General features: G+C 40.9%; 27 protein-coding genes. All 27 read right to left on the bottom strand.

Annotation, left to right across the window (positions count from 1 at the left end; genetic code table 11):
- Nucleotides 1–897 (bottom strand): flagellum location/number ATPase FlhG, encoded by an 897-nt coding sequence (gene flhG / locus QF06_RS07235; protein ID WP_072174242.1) that lies wholly within the window; start codon nucleotides 895–897, stop codon nucleotides 1–3.
- Nucleotides 888–1,988 (bottom strand): flagellar biosynthesis GTPase FlhF, encoded by a 1,101-nt coding sequence (gene flhF / locus QF06_RS07230; protein ID WP_003231945.1) that lies wholly within the window; start codon nucleotides 1,986–1,988, stop codon nucleotides 888–890. Before flhF ends, flhG begins: the two co-directional genes overlap by 10 nt.
- A complete protein-coding gene (flhA, locus tag QF06_RS07225) occupies nucleotides 1,988–4,021 on the bottom strand; it encodes a flagellar biosynthesis protein FlhA (protein ID WP_043940115.1) in 2,034 nt (677 codons plus the stop codon). Before flhA ends, flhF begins: the two co-directional genes overlap by 1 nt.
- Before the next feature lie 32 nt (nucleotides 4,022–4,053).
- Complete coding sequence (flhB, locus tag QF06_RS07220) at nucleotides 4,054–5,136, bottom strand: flagellar biosynthesis protein FlhB (RefSeq protein ID WP_003231949.1); 1,083 nt, start codon at nucleotides 5,134–5,136, stop codon at nucleotides 4,054–4,056.
- Nucleotides 5,136–5,915, bottom strand: a complete 780-nt coding sequence (gene fliR / locus QF06_RS07215) for a flagellar biosynthetic protein FliR (protein ID WP_003245510.1) — start codon at nucleotides 5,913–5,915, stop codon at nucleotides 5,136–5,138. Before fliR ends, flhB begins: the two co-directional genes overlap by 1 nt.
- Before the next feature lie 7 nt (nucleotides 5,916–5,922).
- The gene (gene fliQ, locus QF06_RS07210; RefSeq protein ID WP_003220888.1) at nucleotides 5,923–6,192 is read right to left on the bottom strand and encodes a flagellar biosynthesis protein FliQ; all 270 of its coding nucleotides are present in this window, start codon (nucleotides 6,190–6,192) and stop codon (nucleotides 5,923–5,925) included.
- Nucleotides 6,193–6,206: 14 nt separating this feature from the next.
- Nucleotides 6,207–6,872, bottom strand: a complete 666-nt coding sequence (gene fliP, locus QF06_RS07205; RefSeq protein ID WP_003245692.1) for a flagellar type III secretion system pore protein FliP — start codon at nucleotides 6,870–6,872, stop codon at nucleotides 6,207–6,209.
- Entirely contained in the window at nucleotides 6,865–7,524 is a 660-nt protein-coding gene (fliZ, locus tag QF06_RS07200) for a flagella biosynthesis regulatory protein FliZ (protein ID WP_041850831.1), read from the bottom strand. The genes fliP and fliZ overlap by 8 nt, the downstream gene beginning before the upstream one ends.
- A 14-nt stretch (nucleotides 7,525–7,538) precedes the next feature.
- On the bottom strand, nucleotides 7,539–7,901 hold the full coding sequence (cheY, locus tag QF06_RS07195; protein WP_014476812.1) for a chemotaxis protein CheY: 363 nt from the start codon (nucleotides 7,899–7,901) through the stop codon (nucleotides 7,539–7,541).
- Nucleotides 7,902–7,926: 25 nt separating this feature from the next.
- Nucleotides 7,927–9,063 carry a flagellar motor switch phosphatase FliY gene (gene fliY / locus QF06_RS07190; RefSeq protein ID WP_014479788.1) on the bottom strand — a complete coding sequence of 379 codons (1,137 nt, stop codon included), beginning with the start codon at nucleotides 9,061–9,063 and terminating at the stop codon, nucleotides 7,927–7,929.
- Entirely contained in the window at nucleotides 9,053–10,051 is a 999-nt protein-coding gene (fliM, locus tag QF06_RS07185; RefSeq protein ID WP_003220879.1) for a flagellar motor switch protein FliM, read from the bottom strand. The genes fliY and fliM overlap by 11 nt, the downstream gene beginning before the upstream one ends.
- Nucleotides 10,052–10,084: 33 nt before the next feature.
- The gene (gene fliL / locus QF06_RS07180; protein WP_003231964.1) at nucleotides 10,085–10,507 is read right to left on the bottom strand and encodes a flagellar basal body-associated protein FliL; all 423 of its coding nucleotides are present in this window, start codon (nucleotides 10,505–10,507) and stop codon (nucleotides 10,085–10,087) included.
- The gene (gene swrD, locus QF06_RS07175; protein ID WP_003231966.1) at nucleotides 10,504–10,719 is read right to left on the bottom strand and encodes a swarming motility protein SwrD; all 216 of its coding nucleotides are present in this window, start codon (nucleotides 10,717–10,719) and stop codon (nucleotides 10,504–10,506) included. The genes fliL and swrD overlap by 4 nt, the downstream gene beginning before the upstream one ends.
- A 39-nt stretch (nucleotides 10,720–10,758) precedes the next feature.
- Nucleotides 10,759–11,553 carry a flagellar basal body rod protein FlgG gene (gene flgG / locus QF06_RS07170; protein ID WP_003231968.1) on the bottom strand — a complete coding sequence of 265 codons (795 nt, stop codon included), beginning with the start codon at nucleotides 11,551–11,553 and terminating at the stop codon, nucleotides 10,759–10,761.
- 21 nt (nucleotides 11,554–11,574) lie between these two features.
- Entirely contained in the window at nucleotides 11,575–11,997 is a 423-nt protein-coding gene (gene flgD / locus QF06_RS07165) for a flagellar hook assembly protein FlgD (protein ID WP_003231970.1), read from the bottom strand.
- Complete coding sequence (locus QF06_RS07160; RefSeq protein ID WP_041850832.1) at nucleotides 11,994–13,457, bottom strand: flagellar hook-length control protein FliK; 1,464 nt, start codon at nucleotides 13,455–13,457, stop codon at nucleotides 11,994–11,996. The genes flgD and QF06_RS07160 overlap by 4 nt, the downstream gene beginning before the upstream one ends.
- Before the next feature lie 12 nt (nucleotides 13,458–13,469).
- Nucleotides 13,470–14,084, bottom strand: coding sequence for a MotE family protein (locus QF06_RS07155; RefSeq protein WP_032725699.1), 615 nt, complete (start codon nucleotides 14,082–14,084; stop codon nucleotides 13,470–13,472).
- Between the two features lie 11 nt (nucleotides 14,085–14,095).
- Complete coding sequence (gene fliJ / locus QF06_RS07150; protein ID WP_003231977.1) at nucleotides 14,096–14,539, bottom strand: flagellar export protein FliJ; 444 nt, start codon at nucleotides 14,537–14,539, stop codon at nucleotides 14,096–14,098.
- A 2-nt stretch (nucleotides 14,540–14,541) separates the two neighbouring features.
- Nucleotides 14,542–15,858 (bottom strand): flagellar protein export ATPase FliI, encoded by a 1,317-nt coding sequence (gene fliI / locus QF06_RS07145; RefSeq protein WP_032725698.1) that lies wholly within the window; start codon nucleotides 15,856–15,858, stop codon nucleotides 14,542–14,544.
- Nucleotides 15,855–16,607 (bottom strand): flagellar assembly protein FliH, encoded by a 753-nt coding sequence (gene fliH, locus QF06_RS07140; RefSeq protein ID WP_032725764.1) that lies wholly within the window; start codon nucleotides 16,605–16,607, stop codon nucleotides 15,855–15,857. The genes fliI and fliH overlap by 4 nt, the downstream gene beginning before the upstream one ends.
- On the bottom strand, nucleotides 16,600–17,616 hold the full coding sequence (gene fliG, locus QF06_RS07135; RefSeq protein WP_003231981.1) for a flagellar motor switch protein FliG: 1,017 nt from the start codon (nucleotides 17,614–17,616) through the stop codon (nucleotides 16,600–16,602). The genes fliH and fliG overlap by 8 nt, the downstream gene beginning before the upstream one ends.
- Nucleotides 17,617–17,628: 12 nt before the next feature.
- Complete coding sequence (gene fliF, locus QF06_RS07130; protein ID WP_043940114.1) at nucleotides 17,629–19,239, bottom strand: flagellar basal-body MS-ring/collar protein FliF; 1,611 nt, start codon at nucleotides 19,237–19,239, stop codon at nucleotides 17,629–17,631.
- 45 nt (nucleotides 19,240–19,284) lie between these two features.
- Entirely contained in the window at nucleotides 19,285–19,605 is a 321-nt protein-coding gene (fliE, locus tag QF06_RS07125) for a flagellar hook-basal body complex protein FliE (protein ID WP_003238544.1), read from the bottom strand.
- A 10-nt stretch (nucleotides 19,606–19,615) separates the two neighbouring features.
- Nucleotides 19,616–20,068 carry a flagellar basal body rod protein FlgC gene (gene flgC / locus QF06_RS07120; protein ID WP_021479294.1) on the bottom strand — a complete coding sequence of 151 codons (453 nt, stop codon included), beginning with the start codon at nucleotides 20,066–20,068 and terminating at the stop codon, nucleotides 19,616–19,618.
- The gene (gene flgB, locus QF06_RS07115; protein WP_003245656.1) at nucleotides 20,068–20,457 is read right to left on the bottom strand and encodes a flagellar basal body rod protein FlgB; all 390 of its coding nucleotides are present in this window, start codon (nucleotides 20,455–20,457) and stop codon (nucleotides 20,068–20,070) included. Before flgB ends, flgC begins: the two co-directional genes overlap by 1 nt.
- Before the next feature lie 379 nt (nucleotides 20,458–20,836).
- Nucleotides 20,837–21,616 (bottom strand): GTP-sensing pleiotropic transcriptional regulator CodY, encoded by a 780-nt coding sequence (codY, locus tag QF06_RS07110; RefSeq protein WP_003220850.1) that lies wholly within the window; start codon nucleotides 21,614–21,616, stop codon nucleotides 20,837–20,839.
- 39 nt (nucleotides 21,617–21,655) lie between these two features.
- Nucleotides 21,656–23,059 carry an ATP-dependent protease ATPase subunit HslU gene (gene hslU, locus QF06_RS07105; protein ID WP_041850833.1) on the bottom strand — a complete coding sequence of 468 codons (1,404 nt, stop codon included), beginning with the start codon at nucleotides 23,057–23,059 and terminating at the stop codon, nucleotides 21,656–21,658.
- Between the last annotated feature and the right edge of the window lie 16 nt (nucleotides 23,060–23,075).

The raw sequence follows: 23,075 nt of genomic DNA, 5'->3' as shown, positions 1-23,075 counted from the left end.
TTAAGCCCTCCTCATTAAAAAAGAAGATAATTTCTCAATAAATGTCTGTTTGTCTTCTTTGTGTCTCGTTTCTTCTCTTCCAAACAAGGCGTCCGCTAAAATACGGACTGACCGGCTGGCTTTTGCCTGAGGGCTTTTTATGAAAAAAGGAACCTGTTCGACAACCGCTTTGCTCACGATCACATCGTCAGAAACGGAACCGGCAAACTGAACCTGAACATCCAAAAACATATGAATTGTACGGGAGAGGCGGGCAAAAGCGTCAAGCCCTTCCTTTTGGTCACGGCACCGATTGACAGCCACCTTCATTGAAAGCTTATTTTCTGTCAAAACCAAGTGCTTGACAGCGCTGTATGCGTCCATAATGGCCGTCGGCTCGGGAGTTGTTATAATCAAAATATCTTCTGCTGATAAAATAAAAGGCAGTTGATCTTTTGATAAGCCCGCTCCCATATCAAACAGCACATAATCGAACTGGCTTAATGCATGAGAAAGTTCATTGGCAAAAAACGTCCATTTTCTCTGATCGAGCTGAAACATCACATCAAGACCGGTTCCCCCTGATATATACCGCAAACCCTTTGGGCCAATGGATAATGACTGGAGCAAAGGCTTACGATCGGTTAAAACATCAATTATCGTGGCAGACGATGAATTTCCTATTAATATATCAATGTTCCCCATCCCGATATCAAGGTCGATGAGCAGCACCTTCTTACCTTTATCCTGCAGCGCAAGTGCCATATTTAAGGTAATATTGGATTTTCCGACACCGCCCTTGCCGCTGATGACAGCAAGTGTCTTCGCTTTTTGTGAATAAACCATTGGCAGAACGCGCTCACGTTTTTCCATTTTCGCCCGTAAAGTTGCTGCTTGGTCATATCTGTTCATCTGCACAGCATCCTCACAAAACCAAGTGGAGATACAGTCTGTATATCCTCAGGCACATTCTGTCCGTTTGTCATAAACCCGACACCTATTTTTGATTCTGCCAGTATATTAAATACAGAACCTAAGGAAGTCGTTTCATCTATTTTCGTAAAAATATACTGATTGACAGGGACGGATGAAAACCGTTTGACAATATGCTTCATATCTTCATATTTTGCAGTCGCGGATAAAACAAGAAATGACTGAATGCTGCTCTCAAAAGGAATCGTTTCTTTCAGTTCATCAATGTATTGCGGGTCCTTGAAGTTTCTTCCGGCTGTATCAACAAACACATGATCATACTCAGAAAATAACTCCTTCGCCTGCTGAAATTCTTCTTTTGTATAGCAAACTTCCAGAGGAGCCTGCAGCAGTTCAGCGTATGTTTTCAACTGTTCAACAGCTGCAATACGATACGTATCTGTTGTAATAAAAGCGATTTTTTTATGTTTTTCAAGCATAGATATGGCTGCGAGTTTAGCCAGTGTAGTTGTTTTACCAGCCCCTGTTGAACCAAAGAGAACGATATATTTTGAATGAATTGGCTCCTGCCACTTGTCTGCTGAGGGCAGCATATCGCATAGTATTTCCTGAAGTTTGCCGACAACATTTTCTTCAGTCAAGCCGCCTGCTTCAACAGAGAAGCGAAGCAATTTTTTCAGAGTGTTCGTTTTCGTAGACTCTTTGATCCCTGTTTCTTGCAAAAGCTTTTCTGCTTTTCGCAGCGGCTCAGGAAGTACAGATTGATATGCTGAAAAATCACCTAGCTCCTGTTGCGCCGGAATTTGAGGGGGATATGTTCTCTCCTCTATTTTCGGACTGCTGACCGGAGTTTTTAATGTTTGTTTCGGTTCAGCTGCCTTCTGAGGCGTTTTTTTCTCAAGAAAGTCCTGATCCAATACAGCGATTACTTCAACAGCAGGCTTGTTGACGAGGCCAAACCATTTTCGCTTTTTAATTTTTTTTGAATTTAATATGACCGCTTCATTACCTAACTCTTTTCTGATGAGAAGTGCCGCTTCTTGCATTGAAGCAGCAGTAAATTTTTTTATTTTCATTAAATATCCACCACTCCAATGCTTTGTACCTCAACATTCGCCTCAAGTTCGTTATAAGAGAGTACCGGAAGATCAGGGAAGTACCGTTCCAGAAGCTGCTTCACATACATTCTGACAGGCGGCGAGCAAAGAAGAATCGCGGTTTCCTGACGTAATGAGAGCTGTTCAGCTTCTTTAGCGACAGAGCGCACTATACTTTCTGAAATATCTGGTTCAAGTGATAAATAGTTCCCGTGTTCCGTCTGCTGCACACCGTCTGCTATTGCTTTTTCTACACGGCCGGAACAAGTAACAACCTTCAACACTTCATTTTCTTTGGCAAACTGGGCTGTAATTTGTTTAGCAAGCGCTTGTCTTGTATACTCTGTCAAGAGATCAGAATCTGTTGTTAATTTCCCATAGTCAGCAAGTGTTTCAAAAATCGTTACTAAGTTTCGAATTGAAACTTTTTCTTTTAAAAGCTTAGCAAGCACTTTCTGAATATCACCGACAGACAATGGATTCGGCGTAACCTCTTCAACCAGGACTGGATACGTGTCTTTCAAGTGATCGATCAGCTGTTTTGTCTCCTGCCTTCCGATCAATTCGTGGGCATGCTGCTTAATTTTCTCCGTAATATGCGTTGAAACGACTGATGCAGGATCAACTACTGTATAACCAAGCATATCGGCTTCATCCTTTACCGCTTCGCTAATCCATTTAGCCGGCAGCCCGAATGAAGGCTCCACTGTTTCAATCCCTTCAATGAGATCGTCCTCAGGAGTAGGCGACATCGCTAAATAATGATCAAGCAACAGCTCGCCTTTTGCTACTTCGTTTCCTTTAATTTTCAATCGGTATTCATTAGGCTGCAACGCTATATTATCTCTGATTCGCACGACAGGAATGACAAGCCCGAGTTCCAAAGCCAACTGACGGCGTATCATAACAATTCGGTCTAATAAATCACCGCCTTGATTGGCATCAGCAAGCGGTATCAGGCCATATCCAAACTCAAATTCTATCGGATCTATATGCAGAAGCTGAACAACACTTTCAGGGCTTTTAAGCTCGTCCACCTCAGCCTCTTCCTCAAGAATCTCATCCACTTCTTCTTTTTCCTTACCTGATTTAGATAGTGTATATGCGCCAAAAGCAAGCAATCCCGCAAGCGGCCCCGTCAGAAGGATGCCGATCGGAGTGAAAATACCTAAAAGCATGATCGTAGCTGCTGCGACGTATAAAAGCTTTGGATACGCAAACAGCTGGCCTGTAATGTCATGCCCTAAGTTTCCTTCAGAGGCAGCTCTTGTGACCACAATACCCGTAGCCGTAGAAATTAACAGTGCCGGGATTTGCGAAACAATTCCATCCCCTACAGTCAGCATCGTAAAGTGTGAAGCAGCCTCTTGAATGGACATGCCCTGCTGAAGCATTCCGATCACGATTCCGAAAATAATATTGATCATCACAATGATGATTCCGGCAATGGCGTCACCTTTTACAAATTTACTGGCACCGTCCATTGCTCCATAAAAGTCTGCTTCTCTTGCCACTTTTTCGCGGCGATGCTTCGCTTCCTGTTCGGTAATCATCCCTGCGTTTAAATCAGCATCAATACTCATCTGCTTCCCCGGCATTGCGTCCAGCGTAAACCTTGCTGCAACCTCGGAAACACGTTCAGCACCTTTTGTAATGACGATAAACTGAATAATAATAAGGATGATGAATACAACGAGTCCAACTAATACATTTCCGCCGACAACGAAATTTCCGAAAGTCTCGACGACTTTCCCTCCTTCACCGTGTGAAAGAATTGAACGGGTAGTTGAGACGTTCAAGCCCAAACGAAATAGGGTCAAAAGCAGCAACAGTGACGGAAAAATCGAAAACTGAAGCGCTTCCTGCATATTCATTGTGGTGAGAAGCACGATCAACGCAAGAGAAATATTAATAATGATCAAAATACTTAACAGCCATGGAGGAAATGGAATCACCAGCATCGCCACAATGAGGACAACACTTATTAAAACGGATAAATCTCTTGTTGACATGCTGTTTTTTCTCTCCTTTTAAATCGAAAAATTCAATATACTTTTTGTTTTGTTTTATATACGTAAGCCAGAATTTCTGCTAAAACTTTAAAAAATTCTTCCGGCACTGCCTGGTCAATTTCCACCTGATCATATAACGCACGGGCAAGCGGTCTATTTTCTACCATCATCACATCATGCTCTTTAGCAATTTTCCTGATTTTTAACGCAAGGTGGTCTACGCCTTTTGCAACAATATAAGGTGCGTCCATTTTTTCTTCATCATATTTCAAAGCAATCGCATAGTGAGTCGGGTTTGTGATAATGACATCTGCTTTTGGAACTTCCTGCATCATCCGCCTCATCGCCATTTCCCGCTGTCTTTGTTTAATTTTAGACTTGATAATCGGGTCTCCTTCAGATTTTTTGTACTCGTCTTTTATATCTTGTTTTGACATTTTGATATTTTTCTCATAGTCAAATCTCTGATATAAATAGTCGAGACCAGCAAGTATCAACAATGCACCTGCACCGCTTAGTCCCATCCACAAAGTGAGTTTTGAAACGAAAGAAAGTGCCTCTTCGGGTGTCAGGAGAGGAAGCCGGAGAATTTCTCCATAATGCAGCCAAAGCACAGCAAAAGCCGCAAAACCGACGACTACGATTTTCAAAATTGATTTAATCAGCTCTACAATCGCCCTCATACTGTATATTCGTTTAAAGCCTTTGATCGGATCCAGTTTTTCAAGCTTAGGCTGTATCACTTCAGCAGAAAATAAGAACCCAACCTGCATATAGTTGCTTACGACTCCTGCAACAAGAGCAACAAGCAAAATCGGTGCGAGTATCATGCCCATATCCTTTAATAAGCTGACAAACAATGTATGCACATTTGATTCTGAGAGCTTCATTGTGAGCGATTCGGTATAAAATGTTTCTATGAATGACAGCAGCCTGTCTCTCATATACGGACCAATTGCAATAAGCGAAAGGAATATTACCAGTAAAGAAACGGCGGTATTGACATCCGAGCTTTTGGCTACCTGCCCTTTTTTTCGCGTATCCTTCCGTTTTTTCGGAGTTGCTTTTTCTGTCTTCTCTCCCGCAAAAAACTGCAGGTCAACTCTAAGCTTCATTAAGAAACACCGACCAATGCTAAAAGATTCCGCATCGTTTCAATCGTTAAACTGAAAACATTCCGGACAACGACGAAGATAACGGACATACATACAATGAGCATGATGAAACTGACAGCGATCTTTAAAGGCAGACCGACCACAAATACATTTAACTGCGGAACAGTTCGAGCCACGATGCCTAATGCTAAATCAACTAGAAACAAGCTGGCCACAACCGGCGCTGACATTTGAAAAGCGATAATAAACATTGCATTAAAGCTTTTCGCAATAAAATAGGCAAACTTTTCATCGCCGAAATTCGGAAATGCCTGATCAACTGAAATATACTGAAAGCTGTAGTAAATACCATCCAGCAACAAATGGTGGGCATTGACACTCAGCATAAACAAAAGTGCCATCGTATAGATAAACTGGCCAATCAACGGACTTTGTGCACCGGTTTGCGGATCAATAACGTTTGCTATTGAAAATCCCATTTGAAAATCAATAAACGAGCCGGCAATCTGCACTGCGGCAATCATCATATAAGCAATTAAACCCAGACATAGGCCGACCAAAGCTTCTTTAAACGCCAAAAGCATATAGTGCTCATCTATCTCCAAAGAGGGCGGTTTATCAATGGTGCTGAAACAAATGACCGCAAGAAAAAAAGCAAAACCTATGCGATGAACAGCTGGCACATTTCGATGTCCAAATAGCGGAATCGTTACAAAAAAAGCAGAGATTCTAATAAAAACCAATAAAAAAGCAGGAAATAAGTCAATAATTGAATTCATCTCTACATTACCCTGCAAAACGATTTAAATTAGAAAACAGCTCTGTTGTAAATGAAAGAATCGTCGACAGCATCCACGGACCAAAAAAAATGAGAGCCAGGAGAACCGCCACGATTTTCGGAATAAACGCCAAAGTCTGTTCCTGGATTTGAGTTGTCGCCTGAAATATGCTGACAATTAAACCGACCAGTAAAGCAATAGCCAATAATGGCCCGCTGATCATCAGCGTTACGTATACGGCTTTTTCCGCCATAGAAATTACAAATTCTGAACTCACGTTTAGCACCTACCCTAAAAGCTCTGAAGCAAAGATTTCACAATTAAATACCAGCCGTCTACCAAAACAAAAAGTAATATTTTAAAGGGCAGAGAAATCATAACTGGAGGCAGCATCATCATTCCCATTGACATCAAGACGCTCGCCACTACCATATCTATAATTAAAAAAGGGATAAAAATCATAAAACCTATTTGAAATGCTGTTTTAAGCTCCGATATGGCAAAAGCCGGAACCATTGTTGTTAACGGAATATCCTTTAATGATTCAGGTTTATCCATTTTCGCGTAATTCATAAACAGCGCCAGATCCTTCTGCCTTGTGTGTTTACTCATAAATTCTTTAATCGGTTCCTCAGCTTTCGTATACGCTTCATCCAAGCTGATTTTATTGTCCATTAATGGGGTCAGCGCTTCTTTATTAATTTCTGAAAAAGTAGGAGCCATAATAAAAAATGTTAAAAACAGCGCAAGCCCGATAAGAACCTGGTTTGGGGGCATAGATTGCGTCGCAAGTGAAGTTCTGACAAATGACAGAACAATGACGATGCGAGTAAAACAAGTCATAAGAATCAATATTCCAGGCGCCACTGAAAATACAGTTAACAATAATAGTAATTTAACAGTTGAACTTACGTTTTCCGGATCGCTTGAACTGAAAATATTTATAAACTCATTCATGATGACGTGGGCCTTTCTTCTTTCCTTCAGAACGGTTTTGTTTTAACTCTTCAAGTTGCTCTTTTAATGCTTTTGAAAATGAAGGCAGTTTTTGCTGCGGCTGATGTTCAGAACTCTTAAGCGGCTTCACAAACTTTTGCCACTCTATTTTGCTTGACATTGCCTCTTCATGCTGACTGAGAATGACTTCAATCTCTTTTTCATCCTCAATTTCTTTCAGCAGCTGGATCGTCTCTCCTACACCGACGACGAGCACACTTTTCCCAACCTTGATCAATTGTATGGATCTGTTCTGGCCGACCGATGTGCCGCCAATATTTTCAACATATTGAAAAGGCTTTAGGAGCCGATTTCTTTTGTTCATGAGCTTAACCAGCCCGTAAATCAGCACGATAACAAACAATAAAGCGAAAATCATCTTTACAAAATCAAAAGCTGAGACAGAAGGAGCAGCCGCTCCCTCCGTCTCACCAGCAGTTTTTGTTGTTTTTTCTTTCTTTTGCTCTGATTGATCTGCAGTTTTTTCATCTTTCTTTTGAAACCATTCGTTTACAGTTGAATTATCAGAGTCTGCCGCGGCAGCAGCAATCGGATGTACACTCAATAAAACGAAAAAACAAATAAAAACGATAAAATATTGACTCTTTTTCAACAGTCGTACACCCTTTAACTTAATGTTTTGTTGATTGCTTCAAGCACACGGTCAGCTTGGAAAGGTTTCACAATGAAATCCTTAGCGCCGGCCTGAATGGCATCAATAACCATTGATTGCTGTCCCATAGCAGAACACATGATGATTCTTGCCTGCGCATCAATTTGTTTAATTTCTTTTAATGCTGTAATACCATCCATTTCTGGCATCGTGATATCCATAGTAACAAGGTCAGGTGAATGCTCTTTATATTTCTCTACCGCTTGTGCTCCATTTTCAGCTTCCGCCACAACTTCAAAACCATTTTTAACTAAAATATCTTTAATCATCATTCTCATAAATGCTGCGTCATCTACAATTAAAATTCTATGTGCCATAATCTATCTCTCTCCTTGTGTTTCGTTATTTTAAATTATTAATGCGCTCTGCCTGGCTTAAAATGTCAGTGACTCTCACTCCGAAGTTTTCTTCAATGACAACGACCTCGCCTTTGGCAACGATACGCTGATTAACTAAAATATCTACAGGCTCACCGGCTAATTTATCAAGCTCGATAATACTTCCGGCAGAAAGCTCTAAAATCTCTTTTACGCTTCTCTTCGTTCTGCCAAGCTCAACAGTAATCGAAAGCGGGATATCCAAAAGCATATCCAGATTATGAATAGGGGCTTGTACAGCTTCGTTTGGATCAAACGCGGAAAATTCCACCGGTGAAACCTGAACTGGCGCTGCTTTTTTTGCTGTTCCCTGCCTTTTTGGCGGCTGCTGCTGTTGCTTCGGTTCAATACGCGGCTCTGGCGTCACAGGCTCTTTCGGCTGTTCGTATGTAACTTCAGGCTGCACCGTTTCTTCTTCCTCTGCACTTTCTGAGTTCATAAGGCTTGAAATTAAATCTTTCGCAAATGTCAATGGGTAAAGCTGCATAATGCTGGAGTCTATTAATTCTCCCACCTTTAAGTTGAAAGAAACTTTCACCAGCATTTCATCATCAGGAATACGGTCTGTCCCCTTTTCTTCAGTAACATCCAGCAATTCAACCCGAGGAGGTGAAATATCAATTTTTTTACTGAATACAGTAGACATTGATGTGGCAGCCGATCCCATCATTTGGTTCATTGCTTCTTGAACCGCACTTAAATGGATTTCACCCAGTGAAGGGTCCGCACCTTTTCCGTCTCCCCCGATCATTAAGTCAGCAATGATCGCCGCGTCACTTTGTTCCACGACTAACAGGTTGCTTCCGCTGAAGCCCTCCGTATAATTCACTTCAATCGCTACATACGGTTCAGGAAACGCATCGCTGATTTTACTTCTTGGAATGACCGTTACGCTTGGAGTCGTAATATCGACCTTTTGATTTAAAAGCGTTGACAGTGCTGTCGCAGAACTGCCGAATGAAATATTACCGATTTCACCGATCGCATCACGCTCCATTTCCGATAAGTCATCTACTTCCGGAACCTCTGGCTCATCAAGCGTGCTGCCAGTACCGTTAAGAAGCGCGTCAATCTCATCTTGAGATAATCTATTATTCTCCATCTTGTTCACCTCTTATGTCGTGATCTAAAATTTGCACTGCCTGTTTTCGATTCACCCGGCCGGCTTGTCCTAAAAATTTCGGCTTATCTCCGACCAATACAGTAAGAGGATCCGTGACTGATTTGTCCAAAGTTATGCAGTCTCCGACTTCTAAACTTAAAAACTCTTCTATCGTCAGTTCAGATGTGCCGAGCTCGGCCACGACAGGTATTTGTGCTGTCATGATACGTTTTTCAAGCGACTTTGTTTCCTCAGGCTTTGGCTCATTTCGGTCTGATTGCATCCAATAGTGGACTGAAAGCTTCGGTATGAGCGGCTCGAGTACGATATGCGGGATACAGAGATTAATGACACCGCTGATTTCACCAATTTGAGTATTGAGCGAGATCACCACGACTGTTTCATTAGGAGATACCATCTGAACAAATTGCGGATTCACTTCAAACTCAGTCATTTCCGGTTCAATATCAGCAATTGACTGCCAAGCTTCTTTATAATTACCCAGTGCATTTTCAAATAAATTAGAAATGATTTTTGTTTCAATTTCTGTCAAACTGTCAACCTTGTTATGACTGATTCCAATCCCGCCCATGACCCGATCCATCATCGTATAAGCTATCGTGGGGTTGACCTCCATCATAATTCTGCCTTCCATCGGATGGACATCAAATAGATTCAGAATCGTCATGTTTGGAATCGATCTGATAAATTCCTCATACGGGACCTGGTCAACAGAACTGACAGATATGTGAATATAGGTTCTGAGCTGAGCAGAAAAATGAGTGGTAAGAAGTCTTGCAAAATTGTCATGAATTCTCGTTAAACTGCGGATCTGATCCTTAGAAAACCGCAGCGCACGTTTGAAATCATAAACCTTGACTTTCTTCTCTTTTTCTTCTTTTTTCAGCTCTTCAGCGTCCATTTCACCTGTTGATATTGCAGAAAGCAGTGCATCTATTTCATTTTGGGAGAGAACTTCTCCTGACATTTTCCTCACCTCCGTATTCTGTCAAATTATGCTTTATTGCAGATTAAAGGAGGTAATATACACTTTTTCTACTTTTCCTTCTTGGAGGTAGCTATTTATTTTATCTTTTAGTTCCTTCTTAAAGGTTTCTTTTCCCTTGTCTCCCTCAATCTGATCAGCATTCGTATCAGCCAGCAGTGATATAACAGCGTCTTTCACTTGGAAATCACGTTTCTCAAGTTCTTCTTTTGATTTATCAGAATCAGTTTCAAGCTTAATAGCAAGACGGATAATGTTATCAGACTTTAAATTTGTTGTGATCTCTTCTACATCAACAGAAGACGCAACGATTTCATCAATACTTTTTTTCGCTTCACTTTTTTCGGACTTTCCGCCTAAAACAAAATAAGCCGCCGCCCCGAGAGCACCAATTACGATAAGAATAATTAGTAATATGATCATTAACTTTTTCTTCATTCCGGTTCCTCTATTCCTTGATCCATTGCAAATATTTGTATTTTTCGGTAGAAAGCTGCGATCTTTTCCAGAACAGCTTCTTCATCTTCTTTTACTACAAACTTCTTACCATTTGACAGAGTAATTGTAGTATCCGGAAAACATTCAATCTGTTCAATAAATAGCGCATTCAGTGTAAAGGGCTGCCCGTTCAAACGGGTTACTTTAATCATAAAACAGCGGAGAAGCGATTACTCGCCTCCCCTCCCTCCTTAACGTTTAAGGTTAACCAGTTCTTGAAGGATTTCATCAGATGTTGTAATAATTTTTGAGTTTGATTGGAATCCGCGCTGGGCTACGATCATTTCAGTAAATTCGTCAGTTAAATCGACGTTAGACATTTCGAGAAATCCTGATTTAAGAGCACCAGTTCCGCCGTCACCAGGCTGGTTCGCTGCACTGGCCGTTCCAGAGTTTAAAGATTCACGGTATAGGTTGCTTCCGATTTTATCCAATCCATCACTGTTGGCAAAAGTAACAATCCCGATTTGTCCCCCGTCTTGTGTTTTCCCCTCAGCATCAACAATTGACACCTTTCCATCAGAACCAATGCTAAAGCTTTGAGCATCAGTAGGAATTTTAATTGTTCCCCCATTCATATTTAACACATGGTAGCCATCACCTGTAACTAGTGTTCCGGTATTATCTAAATAGAAGTTCCCTGCTCTTGTATAAGCTGTCCCGTCACCTGTATCAATTCGGAAGTAACCGTCGCCGTCAATTGCTAAATCAAGTGTTCTTCCTGTACTTTGTGTCGCGCTTGTTGAATGAATTGTATCAATTGTGCCAGATGATGAACCTAAACCGATTTGCTTAGAGTTTGTTCCGCCGATTGTTGCACCAGCAGCAGAACCGCCGGCAATCGTTTGGCTTACCATATCTTTAAAGGTCACACGGCTCTTTTTGAATCCTACTGTATTTACGTTGGCAATGTTGTTACCGATTACGTCAAGCTTTGTTTGAAAGTTTTTCATACCGCTGATTCCAGAATAAAGTGAACGTAACATAATATATTCCCCCAGATGTTTTTATTTAGATGATTGTCCCACAGACATGACATTCGCAGGACTGATCTCGGTCCCATCATCAAGAACAAGATAATAATTTCCTTTAAAATGTTTAACAGAGCTTACTGTGCCTGTTTTATCTGTTGCACTTTTACCATCAGTCCAAGATACTTCTTTTCCCATCCAATCAACATACGTTGTAAACGGATCTTGGTTTTCAACGAATTGAGTCATTGTCGTATTCAGATTCATCATTTGCTCCAAGCTTGAAAAAGTCGCCATCTGGCTGATAAATTCTTTATCGTCAATCGGGTTAAGCGGATCTTGGTTTTGAACTTGAGTCATTAATATTTTTAAAAACTCGTCTTTCCCCAAGCTGCTGTTGTTCGTCGACACAGTGTTCGTTTTTTCAGGCAGTTTATATTCTGAACTTATAGAAGTCATTCTTCTTCCTCCATTTCAACCATCGACACTTCATCGAGCAGATCGCCAAAATCATTTGATTGCTTTTTCTGTCTTTGCTGTCTCTGCCCCTCTTGCTGCTGTTTCTGTTCATCAGCAAGCTGGCCGTATATCGGCTGATCCCCGCTTTGGACCGGAAGAGTAAAACGGTCAATTTGGACGGCCATATTCGGCAATGATTGTTTCAGCTGTGGAAGATGCTGTTCAAGCAATTCTTTTGCTGATTGGCTAGATGCTATGATTTTACTCTGAAACATTCCATTTTCATTTGTCAGCTTGATTGTGACAAATCCTAAATGTTCAGGGTTCAGCCGAATAGTGAAACTTCCCGTCGATCTGCCGAAAGGCGTATATTTCATCTGCTTCCACGCATTAATCACTTGATCAGCCACCGTTTTTGTTTCGACATTTGGTATATCAGATGACATCTGCTGCAGATCAAGTGTTTGAACTCCTCCTATGCCCCGATACCCCGAAAACAGCATTTGGACTCCTGATTTACTATCTACAGGCTGAATATTTCCAGAAACATCCGATGCATTTTTGCTGGATGAACTCTGCGAGAGCGGTGTGAGAACACGCTTCCCAAAGTCTTGTGATGATTCGGATGATTTCGATAACAAGAAGGCTTTCAGCTGGCTTTCAGCTAAACTCCATTCTTTGGTCCCTTTTTGAGGAAGCATAGACATTTGATCCATTAAGCTTTGAAAACTTTTCAGCTCTGACGCTGTCATCGAGAAAAGTTTTGAACTTGACTCAGCTTTAGTGAATATTTGCTGTTTAAGATCCTGAATGAGTTGTTGAGATACACCCTTTTTTTCTAATGCAGATAGGAATTGATCTCCATTTTGGTAAATGGCATGAGCTTCATTGCCATTCCCGCGATCAGTCAGCTTATTCCCTTCTACGAGCTGGCTAATGAACATCTGGATATAGATAAGCTCTTTAGCAGCATCGGATACTTCATTTTCCTGATTTGATTGCTCTGTATCCGACTTCAGTGCTCCATTAATGTCAGAAACAGAATCATTGGCATTCCGAGCCGTTTTAGCTTCTGAAAAGATTTTCTCCGTTTCTGTGAGCAATTGATCCGTCCCGTCTGACATTTTTGATTCAACTGCTTGCAAAAGATTTTGCAATATTTGCAGAGCATTCGCATCCAATTGCTTCCCTGTCAGTTTGCCTAATGTTTGCAAAAGATCCGCATTTTGTTTGTCTTGGTCTTCAGGACTTGCATTTAGCCATTCACCGATCTTTTTAAGCGCATCTGCTAAAAGCTGATCTTCGGAATTAGGAGTTCCCTTTCCTTGTTCTGAGAGTTCCTTCAATCCTGCCTCAGAAATAAGCCAGTTTTGAAAAACTCCCCGGCTACTTTTCATGTTTTTAGCGGCAGAACCCGTTGTGGTTTGCAGCAAAGGTCCCGCTAATTCAAGCAGCTTCACCTTTCATTCCCCCTATTCTTGGCTGGCAGCAATTTTTTCTGTATAGGTTGCTGCTTGCTCAGGAGTCATTTTCGCCAATATGTCAGCAAGCTGCTTTTTGCTTAGGCCATTCAATATTTTCAGTGCTTCTTTCTCCTTTAATTGGGCAATAATTTTAGCAGCCTTTCCGCTGTCCATGCTTTTGTACACACTGATCACTTTGTCATTTTCAGATGAAGCTTTCGAGTCTGCTGATCCTTCAGTATGATCTTCTGATGACTTTTTTTGATCCTCAGCTGTCTTTTCAAGTGAACGGATCTTTTGATTGAGCCTATCGATTTCCGATTTACTTGTTTCTAAATCTTTATTCAATATACCGATTTCACTTTTTTGATCCTTAATGGTCTTTTCCAGAGCTGCCGTATTACTGCTATCCTTATTTGATGCTGTGTCTTTTTTATTTTCGGTTTCAGGGACCAATTCTTTAAGAACCGGCGTTTTTGCCGCAGCATCCTGTATCGGCTTTAAGACATTGATACCAGCAGCCCAAAGAACAATCCCCCCTGCGATTAGTAGAAACATCAGCGGGAGGATAATGATAAGCAAAACCGAACGGAACTTACCTGATTCTTTCTTTTTGCCGGACATTACATTCGCTCCTAATGGCCTTGAATCATAAACTGCTTAATCGAAATATCGTCCATTTCTTTCATTTCTGCAGCTTTATCTTCAAGAGCAAACATTTTAAACTGTTTTTCACGCATTTTTTCAAACTTTTTCACTTCAATGTTTTTCTCTGTCAAAATTTCTTGTTTTTGATTCATTTGATTTCTTTTCATAATGACAAGCTTTTGATAGTGATAGATCGTATTATCAAGATTTGAGACAAATTGTTGGTAGTGCCTCATTTCTTGTACACTCATGCCGCTTTTTAATTTCTTTTCCTTATTTTGTTCTAGCAATTCTTTTTTGCTCATATTTTCATATAATTTTTCAGCAACGTTTTCAAATTCAGAAACTGATTGCTGATACTCGGATAAGGATTGGTCTTTTTCATTTTCTTTTAGTTCCAGTAGCTTTTGGAATCTAAATTGATAAGCCACGTTTATTCCTCATTTCCTGTCAAACTAGTTAATACAGCAATGCTTTCTTCCAATAAAGCCGGTTCGTCTGTTCCCTGCTTTAAAAATTGAATAAGCTGCGGATAAAACTGTATCGCTTCATCAATTTCTCTGGATGATCCTCTTTTGTAAGCTCCGATATTAATGAGATCTTCCGAATTTTGATATGTCGATAAAAGTTCACGGAATTTATTTGCCGCATCCAGATGCTGTCTTGTCGATATGTTTGACATCACCCTGCTGATGCTTTTTAGTACGTTAACTGCTGGAAACTGACCTTTATTGGCAAGCGCCCTATCCAACACAATATGTCCGTCTAAAATTCCGCGTACAGTATCGGCAATCGGCTCATTCATGTCATCCCCGTCTACCAACACTGTATAAAATGCCGTAATGGTTCCATGCTCGTTTGCACCTGTTCGTTCTAGTAAACGAGGTAAAATAGCGAACACTGAAGGTGTATAGCCTTTTGTTGTCGGAGGCTCTCCGGCAGCCAATCCAATCTCTCGCTGCGCCATTGCCACCCTTGTAACAGAATCCATCATAAACATGACATTTTGGCCTTTATCTCGGAAATACTCGGCAATTGCAGTCGCTGTATATGCCGCTTTCAATCTCATTAATGCTGGCTGGTCTGAGGTGGCAACAACTACAATCGATCGTTTCAGCCCCTCTTTCCCAAGATCTTTTTCAATAAACTCCCGAACCTCTCGTCCGCGTTCTCCGACAAGTGCAATGACGTTTAAGTCAGCCTCTGTCTGCTTGGCGATCATCCCCATTAATGTGCTTTTTCCGACACCGCTTCCTGCAAAAATTCCAATCCGCTGGCCTTTCCCGACTGTCAGCAAGCTGTCAATTGATCTGACTCCAACACCCATCTTTTCACGGATAGGCGGCCGTTTCATCGGGTTGGGCGGTGATTGCTCCGTCGATACAGGCGAAAGCCCTTTCGGCAGAAGTTTTCCGTCAAGCGGTTCTCCAAAAGCATCGATGACTTGTCCGATCAGTCCGGTTCCAACTTTAACCCGAAGTGATTCCCCAGTAGCTTCTACAATGCTGCCAGGTGCAATGCTCGCAGCCTCTAAATAAGGCATAAGCAAAATATTTTCTTCCTGGAAGCCGACTACCTCAGCTTTAATGACTTTCCCAGATTGTCCTTTTGCATAAATCAGGCACACGTCGCCAATTGAGCTTGCTGGCCCTTTTGATTCAATCATCAGGCCGATTACCCGCTTGACTTTTCCGTACCGTTTATACGAGTCAGTCATTTCTATACAATCTATCAGACTCTGTGTCTTCATTCAGCTGCACCTGCTTCGAGCGCTGTCAGAAGTTTATCTTTCAATTGCATCAATTGTGTGTCAACACTCGCATCTACCCTGCCAAAAGGAGTTTCAATATAACAGGTTCCTTTTTGAGCTTTTTCATCAGCATATATGCCAAGCCGGCATTCTTTATAAAGAAGCTGCTGGATTTCATCTTTTTGCTGAAAGATTGTCTCATAGTAATATGGATCAACATAAATTGATATATCGTCATATTCCTTCACTTCGTTTATAACCTGTTGTACAAGCAGGAGGAAAGCCTCTTTATCATCAGACTTTTGCTGCCAAACTTTTTTTGCTAGGGCAACGGCAAGCTCAACGATTTCTTCATTAGCGTCTTCAAGCTTGTCCTCAACAGCTTTTCTGGACATTTCAGTTATACTGTTTGCTTGGCCGATCAGTTCGGCATACTGTTTCATTGTCTCAGCTTTGCCCAGCGCTACTCCTTGTTCAAAGCCCTCGGCTTTTGCTTCTTCAATAAGCTTCTGTTTTTCAGCCGCCCAATTGTTTTTCTCCTGTTCAATTTGACGGCGAATATTTTCTATATGACTGTTTGCCTGCTCAGAAATCCGGTCAGCTTCCTCTTTCACTCGGGCCATAAGCGCCTCCGGGTTCTCTTCAGCCTGCAAAAGGTGAGAATGATCAATACGCACCTCTTGTATAGAAAGTTTTCTTTTTTCCTTTTGTGGAGAAATAGATGATTCTTGTTTAATGATATTAGACAATAATATCATCCCCTCCGCCTCTTGCTATCACAATTTCACCGGCTTCTTCAAGCTTTCTGACGATGCTTACAATTCTCGATTGAGCTTCTTCAACATCTTTCAAGCGTACAGGGCCCATAAATTCCATTTCTTCTTTGAAGGTTTCAACCATACGCTGTGACATATTGTTGAATACAATTTCTTTGACTTCCTCGCTTGCAACCTTTAATGAAAGGAGCAAATCGTCGTTCTCAACATCGCGAATGACTCTCTGAATGGCACGGTTATCAAGTGTGACAATATCTTCGAAGACAAACATCCGCTTTTTAATCTCTTCAGCAAGATCGGGATCCTGAATTTCCAATGAATCCAAGATTGTCTTCTCTGTCCCTCTGTCTACCCCGTTTAACACTTCCACAACAGCTTCAATTCCGCCTGTTTGTGTATAATCCTGAGTAAATGCAGAAGATAATTTTTGTTCCAGAATCCGTTCTACCTCATTAATTATTTCTGGAGACGTTCTATCCATGACCGCGATTCTTCTCGCAACCTCAGCCTGTACTTCAGGATTCAGCTCGGATAAAATTTGCCCAGCCTGCACTGGATCTAAATAAGACAAGATTAACGCCATCGTCTGCGGATGCTCTTGCTGGATAAAATTCAAAATTTGTTCAGGCTCCGCTTTTCTGGCAAAATCAAATGGTTTAACCTGCAAAGAAGAAGTCAGCCTGTTTAGAATGTTCTCCGCCTTATCCTCTCCAAGCGCCTTTTCCAGAACTTGTCTTGCATAGCTTAAACCGCCTTGAGAAATATAATCTTGCGCAATGGCTATATTATGAAATTCTTCTATGATTTCATCCTTTTTTTGATGATCGACGCTTCGAACACCTGATATTTCCAGAGTAAGCCTTTCAATTTCTTCATCGGTTAAGTGCTTATAGACAGAAGCTGACACATCTAACCCCAAGGAAATCATGAGAATGGCTGCTTTTTGTTTTCCTGTAAGCTTATCTTGATCACGTCTCGCCATTTCTAATTCCTCCTAATCCTCGGCCAGCCAGCTTCTCAGCAGTTTTGCAAAATCTTCCGGCTTGTCTTTCGCCATCTTTTCAAGCTGTTTTCGTCTGACTGATTCCGCTGTTTCATTTTCCTCTTCGTTGATATCAGGCAAATTGATTGGTTCTTGAGGAACCTCATACTCATATTCCTCAAATTCATCCTCTTGCGCCCGTTTCTTTCTGATAAGCATAATGATCAGAACAATGATCGCTGCGATTAAAACACCGCCTACAATATATGCCCACAGCGGGATACCTGAGGATTCTTCCGTATTTGTATCCAAATTGACTTTTCCGTCGAATGGCTGAACGGAAACAACAATCTTATTATTGATATCAGCATCAGATAAATTCTGATTTTGCGTTTCATCTTTATCCAAAGATGTTCTGACTACAGTTGAAAGGATTTTTTGTATATCATCCTGTCTTTCAGTTGATAGCGACGCAGTGTTTTTGGCATCAGGCGGCTCTACCATTACTTGAATCCCTAAATCTCTGACCTTATAAGGACTTTCAGCGATTTCTTTATGAATTCGGTTAACCTCGTAATTGATTTTGTTGCTGTTTTTTTCGTAGTTCCCGCTTTCGGTATTTTCACCGTCAGCCTTATAATTTGTAACATCTTCCTCGCCGGTTCCGGCAGTTCCGCCGTTGGCTGCACCGTCGCCCTGATATGTTTCAGATACCTTTTCAGCGCTGACTGCAATACCTTCCATGTTTTCTTTATCCACAGGTTCGACAATGTCTTCTGTCCGATTTTCTTTTGTGAAATCAATGTCTGCTGTAACGGAGACAACGACTTTATCTTGGCCCATCATCGTACCCAGCAGTGACTGTACATGTTTTTGAATGTCTTTTTCAACTTGAGACTTAATTCCTTGCTGAGAAGAATAACTATCCGCGTAGGACCCTGCATCGCTGTCTGATTTGTCGTAGTATGTAGAATTTTGGTCCATGATGACGATGTTATCTTCTTTTAGGTTTGGCACGCTTTTAGATACCAGATGATATAATCCGTTGATTTGGCTTTGATCAAGTGTATAACCCGGTTGAATCTGCAGAACGATTGATGCAGATGCTGCAGATTGCTCCTCACCGACAAACACAGCGTCTTTCGGGAGATTAATCATTACTTTTGAATTTTTAATACCGTCCATTTCATTGATCAAGTTTGACAGTTCTGTCTGTGTAGCTTTCACTTTCACCATATCAAACTCATTGTCTGTCAAACCAAAGCCGGCATTCTGTCCAAAAAACGAATAATCAATTGATCCCGTTTTAGGAAGTCCTTCTGCAGCCATCTGCACTTTCAAAGAATCAACCTGATCCTCCGGAACACTAATCACTGTACCGCCATTCGAAAGTTCGTTTGGAACTTTTTTTGCATCCAATTCTTTTTTGATTTGTCCTGCTTCTTCAGCAGACAAATCTTTGTACAGCGGCGCCATTTTAGAATTTGAAGCAAAAACACTAATAATAATTCCAATAATAATAATTGCCGCTAAAGCACTAACCATTAAAATCTTTTGTAGTTTAGATCTATTTTTCCAAAACTCACTCGTTTTGTTTTTCATTTGCATTAGAGTACGATTCATGTTAACCCCCGGTCATTCCACTCTTTCTCTAAATCGTCAGACCCCCTACATTTGCATTCTCATAATCTCCTGATAAGCTTCCACAGCTTTATTGCGGAACTCTGTTGCTGCAGTTAGAGAGATGCTAGCTTTTTGAGCAGCGATCATGACCTCATCAAGATTTACATCTTTTCCTGCAGCCAAGGCATTAGTCATGTTGTCAGAAGCTACTTGGGACTCATTTAACGAACTAATAGAGTTTTTTAAAAGCTCCGAAAAGCTTGTTTGATTTGAAGAATCTGTTTTTTGGCTATTGTTTACTTGATTTGTTGCATTTTGAGTGTTTTGAGTATTTTGAACCTGAAAAGGAGAAATTGCATTAATCACATTCATTCACCTACTTTCCGATTTCTAACGCCTTCATCAGCATTCCCTTTGTAGCATTCATCGCCGTGACATTCGCCTCATATGATCTGGTGCTGCTGACAAGATCAACCATTTCCTTTAATGGATCAACATTAGGCTTTTGTACATATCCTTCAGCGTTTGCATCAGGGTCTGTCGGATCATAGACAAGATTAAAATCCGAATCATCCTCCGTAATTTTTGAAACCTTCACACCGTTTCCAGCACTACCGCTTCCGCTCATTTGAGAATTGAGAATGGAAGAGAACGATTCACCTTTTGACTGAAGGGAGACCATTTTCCTTCTGTAAGGCACCCACTCTCCATTCACCTGCTTAGCTCTTGTCGTATCCATATTTGCTAAGTTAGATGATACAACGTCCATTCTGACTCGCTGAGCTGTTAAAGCCGATGCTGAAACATTTAAGCTATGAAAAGCTGTCATCATTTTCCTCCTGTTAATACGGTCTTCAGCGAATTAAATTTACCGTTCATTCTTTCAACCAAAGCTTGATAGTTGATTTGATTTTGCGCCAATTCTGTCATCTCTTTGTCAACATCAACATTGTTTCCGTTTTGCTGATACGATGTATCTCCGCTCGCAACAATTGAATAATTCGAATCAGTATCAGAAAAATCAACATGACGATAGTCTGTTTTTATCGCTTCAAGACGCGAGGATTCTTGATCTAATAAATTTTGGAAAGAGACTTTTTTTGCCTTATAGTTCGGTGTATCTATATTGGCGATATTATTAGTTATGACTTTTTGCTTAATATCCGCTCTACTCAAGGCATTTTCAAGATTTTGTATCGTTCCAGAAAATAAGCTCAAATCCACTTACCTCCATTTCAGTTTTTTTCACCCTCAATATCCTTGTCGAGAATTGTAAAACTATATGCTTATTGTAAGAAATAACAGGCATAAAGTCTATGAAGTTCGTGTAAAAAAATGTCCTCACAATTATCTATTTTACAACTAGGTATAAAGTCCTAGATTGTTAGAACTACATTTCTCGCCTTGATATAAGCCTGAAAATAGCAGAATTTCTGTTTTTTCTCCTTTCTTTTCGGCATTTTTGAAACTTTTTGAAGAAAAATGCAAAATTTATTAAAATTAATACATAGAAAGACTTTCAACCCAGGAAATAAAGCTTATTGATTTCCTTTATTTGAAATAAAAAAAGAACCCTCAAAAAGGGTTCTTTTTGTGATTAATGAGATTTTAGATTTTCTAATTCAATTAAGAATTTGTTGTTTAGCACCTTGATATAAGTACCTTTCATTCCTAATGATCTAGACTCGATAACACCGGCGCTCTCCAGCTTTCTGAGTGCGTTCACAATAACAGAACGGGTAATGCCGACACGGTCAGCAATTTTACTTGCAACAAGAAGACCTTCGTTTCCGTCAAGCTCCTCAAAAATGTGCTCAATTGCTTCAAGCTCACTGTAAGAAAGCGAGCTGATAGCCATTTGTACGACAGCTTTGCTTCTTGCTTCCTCTTCAATTTCTTCTGCTTTTTCTCTTAGGATTTCCATTCCGACAACTGTTGCGCCGTATTCTGCTAGAATTAAGTCATCGTCATTGAATTGATCTTGTAAACGTGAAAGAATAAGTGTTCCTAATCTTTCCCCGCCTCCGATGATCGGCACAATTGTTGTTAAACCAGCTTGGAACAGATCTCTGTTCTCAACAGGGAAAGCAGTATATTCACTATTAATATCCAAGTTAGAAGATGTTTCAGGGACATTAAACAGATTTTTCGTATACTCTTCAGGGAATTGACGATCCTCAAGCATTTTTTTCATACGATCATTTTCAATTTGCTGGTTAATAGAATACCCAAGGAGTTTCCCTCTGCGGCTTACAACGAAAATATTGGAATCAATTACATCCCGCAGCGTCTCCGCCATTTCCTTGAAGTTTACCGGTTTCCCTGCCGCAGCTTGCAGCATGGAGTTAATAATTCTTGTTTTTTGTAATAAAGCCATGATAAATAATCCTCCTAAACATTCCTCATATTAAATTTTTCACAATATAAATTGACTTAAATCTTTGTTTTTGGCTATCGTTCCGAGCTTTTCTTCGACATACTGTGGTGTAATCGTTATTTTCTCCATCGTTACATCTGGAGCTTCAAACGACAAATCTTCTAATAGGCGTTCAAGTATTGTATGAAGGCGTCTCGCACCGATATTATCTGTTTCCTGGTTCACATGATAAGCAACTTCAGCAATCTTATGAATAGCTTCGTCAGAAAATTCAAGAGATATACCTTCTGTCTGCAATAATGCCTGATATTGTTTCAGCAGCGCATTATCCGGTTCAACCAAAATTCTCACGAAGTCGTCTACCGTGAGTTTGTTCAGTTCTACACGAATCGGGAAACGCCCCTGCAGCTCAGGAATCAAATCAGACGGTTTGGCCATATGAAACGCTCCTGCTGCAATAAATAATACATGGTCTGTTTTTACAGAACCATATTTTGTGACAACGGTTGAGCCCTCAACAATCGGCAGGATATCCCGCTGAACGCCTTCTCTTGAAACATCGGCAGAAGAAGATGCACCGCCGTTCTTTGCGATTTTATCAATCTCATCGATAAAAATAATCCCGCTCTCTTCTGCTCTCTGAACAGCTTCCTGGCTGACTTCATCCATATCGATGAGTTTGCTTGCTTCTTCATTCGTCAGGACTTTTCTGGCTTCTCTGACTGTCATTTTGCGCCGTTTCTTTTTCTTTGGCATTAATCCGCTCAGCGCATCCTGCATGTTCATACCCATCTGCTCCATCCCCGAGCCCTGCAGCATGTCAAACATAGAAGGCTGCTGCTCTTCGACTTCTACTGTTACATAGTAGTCTTCGAGCTCTCCTAAAGCCAGCTGATGTGCCATTCGTTTTCTTTTTTCTTCGATGTTTGCTTCTTCCTGGCTCTCCGCCTCATCTTCACCATTCGGCTGGCTGCCTCCAAAAAACATTTCAAACGGATTTTTAACGCCAGATTGTTTTTTCTTCCCGGGAACTAACAGACGAACAATGCGTTTGTTTGCATTTTCTTCTGCCTGTTCCTTTACTTCATTCATTTTCTCTTCTTTGATAAGCCGAACAGAAGTCTCCACAAGATCTCTGACCATTGATTCAACATCTCTGCCTACATAGCCGACTTCGGTAAATTTAGTAGCTTCAATTTTGATAAATGGCGCACCTGAAAGCTTAGCGATTCGTCTGGCAATTTCAGTTTTCCCGACGCCGGTAGGACCCATCATTAAAATGTTTTTCGGAACGACCTCGTCCTTCAGCTTTTCATCCAGAAGACTTCTTCTATAGCGGTTTCTTAATGCCACGGCGACAGCTTTTTTCGCATTTTGCTGACCGACAATATATTGGTCTAACCGATCTACAATCTGTCTAGGAGTTAACGGTTTTTTTTCCATGCGCCTCAAGTCCTTT

The sequence above is a fragment of the Bacillus sp. YP1 genome (assembly GCF_000877815.1).
Lineage (GTDB): Bacteria > Bacillota > Bacilli > Bacillales > Bacillaceae > Bacillus > Bacillus subtilis.
The sequence above is the reverse complement of the archived record's forward strand: the minus strand, read 5'-3'. Positions and strand labels throughout refer to the sequence as shown.